Consider the following 6,571-nt stretch of genomic DNA (forward strand, 5'->3'; position numbering starts at 1 on the left):
GTGGCGGAAGATTCAGTCGACGACATCCGGGGTGTGGTCCAGGCACGCGACATTGTCGCCGCGCAATTGGGTGGTGAGGTTCTGGATCTGCGCAAATTGATGCGCCCGCTCGAAAAAGTACCCGACCAGCTGGACGCCCTCGACGCGCTGGACATTCTCAGGGAAGCGGAAGTGCCCATGATTTTGGTGCACGACGAATATGGCCATTTCGAGGGGATTGTGACGCCCAATGACCTGCTCAGTTCGATCGCCGGCGAATTTATTTCTGATCAGGATGAAAGAACGCAGCGCAGCCTGATCGAACGCGCCGACGGCAGCTTTCTGGTTTCCGGGGCCATGGCGATCGACGCGCTCGCTGAACGACTCGGAATCAGGCTATCGGAAGACCGTGACTATGCCACGGTTGCCGGTCATGCACTGGCGCAATTGCGCCACCTGCCCGAAGAGGGCGAAACCTTCGAAGACCAGGACTGGATATTCGAGATTGTCGATATGGACGGCCGCAAGATCGACAAGCTGATTGTCCGGGCCGGCAATCCGGAAGTCGATTGATCACTCGATCCTAGAGCTTTCCGTATTTCTTCTCGAAGCCGGCAATATCATCCTTGGCCAGATATTTGGCCTGATCAATCCAGGCGTCTCTAGTGATCCGCCCGGCGAAACTCTCCAGATATTGATCAACCTCGGTGATTTCCGCCTCTTTCCAATCGGCTATCTGGTCGAACCGCGATATGCCGAGACTGTTGAGTAGCACGTTGAGTTTCGGACCGACGCCTTTGATCAGACGCAGATTGTCCGGTTCACCGACCGGTGCCGGAATTTTCGGCTTGCCGGCGGGAGGGGGTGTCGCTGCAGCTTTGGCAGCCGGTTCGGCGCGTGGTCTCGGAACGGTAACAGCCGGTTTTGTTGCTGCCTTCGCTGAAGGAGCAGGCGCTTTGGCCGGCGCAGGAACGGGCGCTGCTGGTCGGGCTGGCTCGGGCCGGGATTGTTCCGGAGGGACCGGTTCGCCGGCTTTTTCCAGAAGTCCGTCCTCGGCATTGAACTTTTCGACGGTGGAAGCTTCGCGGCCGGATGCAGCCCAGACCCAAAAAGCCGTGGCGATGCCAATGAACAGTGCAATCGCGTAAAGCAGCCAATTGGCGGTAATCAGCGTTATCATCTTGTCAAAACCCCATTGTGAATCTGGCTCATCGCCTCTGTCGGCTAATATTCTTCCGTGCTTCGGCCCCAGATAAACCAGCCAATGGCGAGGCCAATTGCAAAAGTAACCAGCAGGAGCAACAGATTTTCAAGCAAAAGTGGCATCGTTCATTCTCCCTGTTGCGCTTTGGCATCATTTTGCGACGAACCGTTTGCAGATCCGATCTGAAATTCTATCCGCCGATTCTGCGCATCGGCCGCAGCATCCGAACCTTTTGCTCGCGGTCGGGCCGATCCGTAGCCAGTTGCGCTGACCAGATTTTGCGAAATGCCGCGATCTACCAAACCGGCCTTGATGCGATCTGCCCGTTCTTGCGACATGGCCTTGTTTACATCGCGATCGCCATTGTTATCGGTATGGCCTTCGACCGCGATCGTTAGTCCTTCACAACCCTTCAGGGCTGCTGCAACCTTGTCCAGAATCTGATTGGATTCCGGCGAGACATAAGCGCTGCCGGAACGGAAGTTGATTTTTCTGCTTTCGGTGATTTTATCGACGCCGTTCTGACATTCGGAAATTTTTTGCAGGGTGGCAGAGCCCACATCGGGTGTCGCGCTACCGTCCTCCTGGGCGGCTTTTTCAAGCTTTTCCTCCCCTTGCCAGCTTGCACCGGATACACCGGGGATTGCGATGACGGCGTTCAGGGCCTCTTGTTTGGCATCGTCCGGCAACTCGCCATCCAGAACGGCGCTGCGGGACAAAGGTTCGCGACCAAAGCGGACGGTCGCGCCATCCAGTCCCCGCGCTGCCAATTCTGTTTCCGCCTGTTGTTCCAGACCGGAGATGAATGTTTCACCGGACAAGACATGGCCGGCCAGTGCCAATGCCACGGTGGCGGCTACGCCGGCCAATAGCTTTCCTCCAACTTCCATAGAAAACCTCAGTCCTTTTTCCGGCACAACGCCATTTTTCGAAATGATTGATCAAAATGGCGGATATTCAAGTGCGAGTCCAGTTGCGTAGCCTCAAAACCCAAAGGCCATCATATTGAAACTGTGCCTATATGAGACAAAAGGTTACCAAATAGGGTTAATTTGGATGAGTATGTTTGTTGGCTTTCCCTGTTCGACCGATTTCCGCTTCAGCTGCTGCTGCCCGCCAGATCATTGAGCTTGCGAAATTCCTGACGCCAATAATCCCCGCCATCACCGCTGAGCAATCCGATATTCCGGAAGTCATAGGAGCCGAGATATTTATCCCCGCGCAGCTTCTGGCCAAAGGCGGCCACCGCGACGGCAAAAGCCATGTCGCCGCGCGGACGACCTGCCGAGCGCAGGTCTTGCGATGCTATTGACCGGGTGATCAACCGCGACTTGTCGCCGTCGGGCAATTTGTAGCGCAACTTGACTTGCGCCATTTCGCCGTTGAAATCCGGTTGCCAGTCAACGACCCGATTGGCCGGATAGCGCCGCTCCGGAAGCCACCCGGACGCATTGGCCGGCATGATTTCATAAAGCGCCGTCACCTGGTGGCCGGCACCGATGTCACCGGCGTCGATCTTGTCATTGGCAAAATCCTCTTCGGCAAGCAGGCGGTTCTCATAGCCGATCAAGCGATATTCCTTCACATGGGCAGGATTGAACTCGATCTGGATTTTGACATCCTTGGCGATGGTAAACAGGGTCGAGCTTAGCTCGGACCCCAGCACTTTGCGGGCTTCCATCGCGCTGTCGATATAAGCATAATTGCCATTGCCGACATTGGCGATGCCCTCCATCAGCTCGTCGCGGATATTGCCGCCGCCATAGCCGAGCATGGTCAGCGTCACGCCGCTTTCGCGCTGCTTCGCGACATATTTCTTGAGCTCGTCGGTGTTTGACGTGCCGACATTGAAATCGCCATCGGTGGCCATGATGATCCGGTTGATCCCGCCGTCGAGGAAATTATCCCGCGCCGTCGAATATGCCAGCTTGAGAGCATCTCCGCCGGCGGTCGATCCGCTGGCATAGAGACAATCGACCGCTTCCTTGACATGGGCCTTGTTCGATGTCGGCGCGAGCAACAGCCCGACCGTGCCCGAATAGACCACGATCGAAACCCGGTCATCGCCGCGCAACTCGCCGGCCAGCGCGGTCAGCGTCGATTTTACCAGCGGCAGCTTGTCCCGGCTGTTCATCGATCCGGAAACATCGACCAGAAAAACCAGATTGGCGCGGGGCCGTTCGTTGCTATCGACATCATAGCCGCGCAGGCCGATTCTCAACAACCGGCTGGCGTCATTCCACGGGGTGGTCGAAATATCGGTGGAGACGCTGAATGGCGTGTCCCGGTTTTTCGGTCTGGGATAGTCATAGCGGAAATAGTTGATCATTTCCTCGGTCCGCACCGCCGCTTCCGGCGGCATACGGCCTTCGTTCAGAAAGCGCCTGACATTGGAATAGCTGCCGGTATCGACGTCGACCGCAAAGGTCGACACGGGTTCGTCGGCGACGCGTTTGATGCTGGCGACGTCCTTGCCTTCATAGCGCTCGCGCTCCTCTGGCTGGGGATAGGGCACCGGGCGGGGATAGGGGTAGGGCGCAATGCTGCGTTCGGCCGCTACTGCCCCGCTGGCAACAGATTTGCCGGTCGTCACGATTTGCGAGGAGATAGGCGGAGGCGGAGGTGGCGGCGGGGCCATCGCCGGGGAGGTGCGTATGGCGCCGTTCCTGATCCGTTGATTGCTGGAGCGATCTTCGTTGACCCGCGAGAAGATGCTGCAATTTACCGGATGGGGCGGTACCGGCCGGGCAATGGAACGCGCGTCGAGTGACGGTGTGGCAGACGTCAACGCGAGTCCCGCAACCGCCAGCACGGAAAAGGTCTTTCCCAGAAAATTGAATTGCCGCATGATTTTTCCTCCACCTTCGGACCCGCTACGAAAGGTGCCGGAGTGAAGCTGACTGCAAAGTGAACGAATGATATGTTGTTACATAAAAATGAGTGGGCAGTGTAGATTTAGAGTGTTGAACAAAACAAGAACACGCTCTATTATATTTCGATGTCGAAAATCTCCCGATCAGAAAAACTGGCGATTCTCGCCGATGCTGCAAAATACGATGCCTCTTGCGCCTCGAGCGGTTCGGTGAAGCGCAATTCGTCGAAGTCTGGCGGTATCGGATCGACCGGGGGCATGGGTATCTGCCACAGCTATGCTCCGGACGGGCGTTGTATTTCGCTGCTGAAAATTCTGATGACCAACTATTGCATGTTCGACTGTCTCTACTGCATCAACCGGTCGTCGAGCAACGTGCGGCGGGCGGCGTTTACGGTTCAGGAGATTGTCGATCTCACATTGGATTTCTACAAGCGCAATTATATCGAGGGCCTGTTTCTGTCCTCGGGCATCATCCGCAGCCCGGATTACACGATGGAGCAATTGGTTGAAGTCGCGCGTCGGCTGCGGGTGGTGCATCGCTACGGCGGCTATATCCATCTGAAAACCATCCCCGAGGCCGATCCGGAGCTTCTCAAACAGGCGGGCCAATATGCCGATCGCCTGTCGATCAACATCGAGTTGCCCGACGATAAATCGATAACGCGACTGGCCCCGGAAAAAGATGGCAAGCTGATCCGCCGGACAATGGCGAATCTCGGCAAGCAGGTTCGCGAAGCAAAAGCGGAACGCAAAATCTCTCGCAAAGCGCCGCTGTTCGCACCGGGCGGCCACAGCACGCAGATGATTGTCGGCGCAGACGCGTCCGACGACGCGAAGATTTTGACGACCAGCAATGGCCTTTATGGCAGCTATGGCTTGAAGCGGGTCTATTATTCCGCCTTCAGCCCGATCCCCGACGCCAGCAGCAACCTCCCGGTCCAGGCCCCGCCCTTGCTGCGCGAACACCGGCTCTACCAGGCCGACTGGCTTTTGCGTTTCTACGGATTTTCCGTCGCGGAAATCATGCAGGGTGGCACCGCGGGACAGCTCGACCTGAGCATCGATCCGAAACTCGCCTGGGCGTTGCAAAATCGCGCGCGCTTTCCGGTCGATATCAATCGGGCCGACAAAGAAAGCCTGCTGCGGGTTCCCGGACTGGGCGGCAAGGGCGTCGGCAAGATACTCCAGGCGCGACGCTATTCCGCCCTACGGCTGGCCGATCTGGAACGCATTTGCCAGTCGGTGAAGAAATTATTGCCCTTCGTCACTGCTATGGACTGGCACCCCGGCCGGCAACTGGATTCGCTGAACCTCTACGACCGGCTAAAACCGCCACCGGAACAGCTCAGTCTGTTTGCTTTATAGGGTTTGGGAGATGAGACTGGATCCTCTCGACGGCGAAGTCGTGGCAAAAGGCGGCTATCCTATCGCTCTTGCCAGCGAGGTCGACCGCGACGGCTGGCGCGACCACGCCCGCCGGCTGGCGCAAGAATCCATCCCACCGGAACAGGTGACATGGACGGTCGAGGGACGCAGCGATACCGGATCACTCGATCTGTCCCCTCCGGCCATTTTTCCAGCAAACAATGGCGAGCAATCACCGCGCCCGATCCGCATGTCCAAGACGCTGTTTTCACTGATCAACACAGCTCTGCTTCACCGCAACCAGGACCGCTTCGATCTGGCCTATCGCGTTCTGTATCGCGCTCAATCTGTTCCAGATCTGCATCTCAACCCTGCGGACGCCGATGTGATAAAGCTCAACCGCTATGCCAAAGCCATCCGGCGCGATATCCACAAGATGCATGCATTTGTCCGGTTCCGCAAGATCGGTGACAGCGAGGGCCGTGAACAATTCGTCGCTTGGTTCGAACCGGACCACCATATCACTGCAGCGGTGGCACCCTTTTTCCGCAACCGGTTCACGGGGATGGATTGGCTGATCGTAACGCCCGAGGCGAGCATCGCCTGGGATGGCGAAAAGCTGTCCATCGGGCCCGGTGGCTGCAAGGATGACGTGCCGCAGGAAGATGTCGTCGAGGCCGAATGGCGAACCTATTATGCCAATATCTTCAACCCGGCGCGGGTCAAGATCAGCGCGATGAAATCCGAAATGCCGATGAAATATTGGAAAAACCTGCCGGAAGCGGAGCTTATTCCCTCGCTGCTGGAACAGGCCGGGACGCGGGTCCATGCGATGGTGTCGCGGCCGACAGAAGCTTTGCTGGTAGATCAGGTAACTGATCAATCCGCTACAAATCTGCCCGCCTCGCTCGAACAGCTTTATGCAATGCTGGAGCAACAAACAGACGCACCAGTGGAGAAATTCTCCGAAAAATTGATCCGGGGGTCCGGGCCGGACAACGCCGATATCATGATCATCGGTGAACAGCCCGGCGATCAGGAAGACCGGCAGGGCAGGCCGTTTGTCGGACCGGCAGGACAATTGCTCGATCGGGCGCTGGAACAGGCGGGGATAGATCGGCAGAAAACATTCCTTACCAATGCCGTGA

Annotated in this window: 6 protein-coding genes; 3 read left to right on the forward strand and 3 right to left on the reverse strand. The window is 57.2% G+C overall.

What is annotated here, in order from left to right; all coding sequences use genetic code 11:
- Window positions 1-552 (forward strand): transporter associated domain-containing protein (locus WBM93_RS04790; RefSeq protein WP_424428885.1); only part of this gene is annotated, 552 nt, incomplete at its 5' end.
- Window positions 553-562: 10 nt separating this feature from the next.
- On the opposite strand, the gene WBM93_RS04795 is transcribed toward WBM93_RS04790, so the two are convergent.
- The 3 genes from WBM93_RS04795 to WBM93_RS04805 form a co-directional block, all read right to left on the reverse strand.
- Complete coding sequence (locus tag WBM93_RS04795) at window positions 563-1,159, reverse strand: hypothetical protein (RefSeq protein ID WP_424428888.1); 597 nt, start codon at window positions 1,157-1,159, stop codon at window positions 563-565.
- 149 nt (window positions 1,160-1,308) lie between these two features.
- Window positions 1,309-2,052 carry an OmpA family protein gene (locus WBM93_RS04800; RefSeq protein ID WP_424428891.1) on the reverse strand — a complete coding sequence of 248 codons (744 nt, stop codon included), beginning with the start codon at window positions 2,050-2,052 and terminating at the stop codon, window positions 1,309-1,311.
- 230 nt (window positions 2,053-2,282) lie between these two features.
- Window positions 2,283-4,031 (reverse strand): vWA domain-containing protein, encoded by a 1,749-nt coding sequence (locus WBM93_RS04805; protein WP_424428894.1) that lies wholly within the window; start codon window positions 4,029-4,031, stop codon window positions 2,283-2,285.
- Between the two features lie 150 nt (window positions 4,032-4,181).
- Between WBM93_RS04805 and WBM93_RS04810 the strand changes: the two genes are divergently transcribed.
- Together WBM93_RS04810 and WBM93_RS04815 are read left to right on the forward strand one after the other, a co-directional pair.
- A complete protein-coding gene (locus tag WBM93_RS04810) occupies window positions 4,182-5,423 on the forward strand; it encodes a putative DNA modification/repair radical SAM protein (RefSeq protein WP_424428897.1) in 1,242 nt (413 codons plus the stop codon).
- Window positions 5,424-5,433: 10 nt separating this feature from the next.
- Window positions 5,434-6,571: TIGR03915 family putative DNA repair protein (locus tag WBM93_RS04815; RefSeq protein ID WP_424428900.1), on the forward strand; the 1,138-nt coding region annotated here is incomplete at its 3' end.

Origin of the sequence: Parasphingorhabdus sp. (assembly GCF_049667325.1) — a bacterium.
Taxonomy (GTDB): Bacteria; Pseudomonadota; Alphaproteobacteria; order Sphingomonadales; family Sphingomonadaceae; genus Parasphingorhabdus.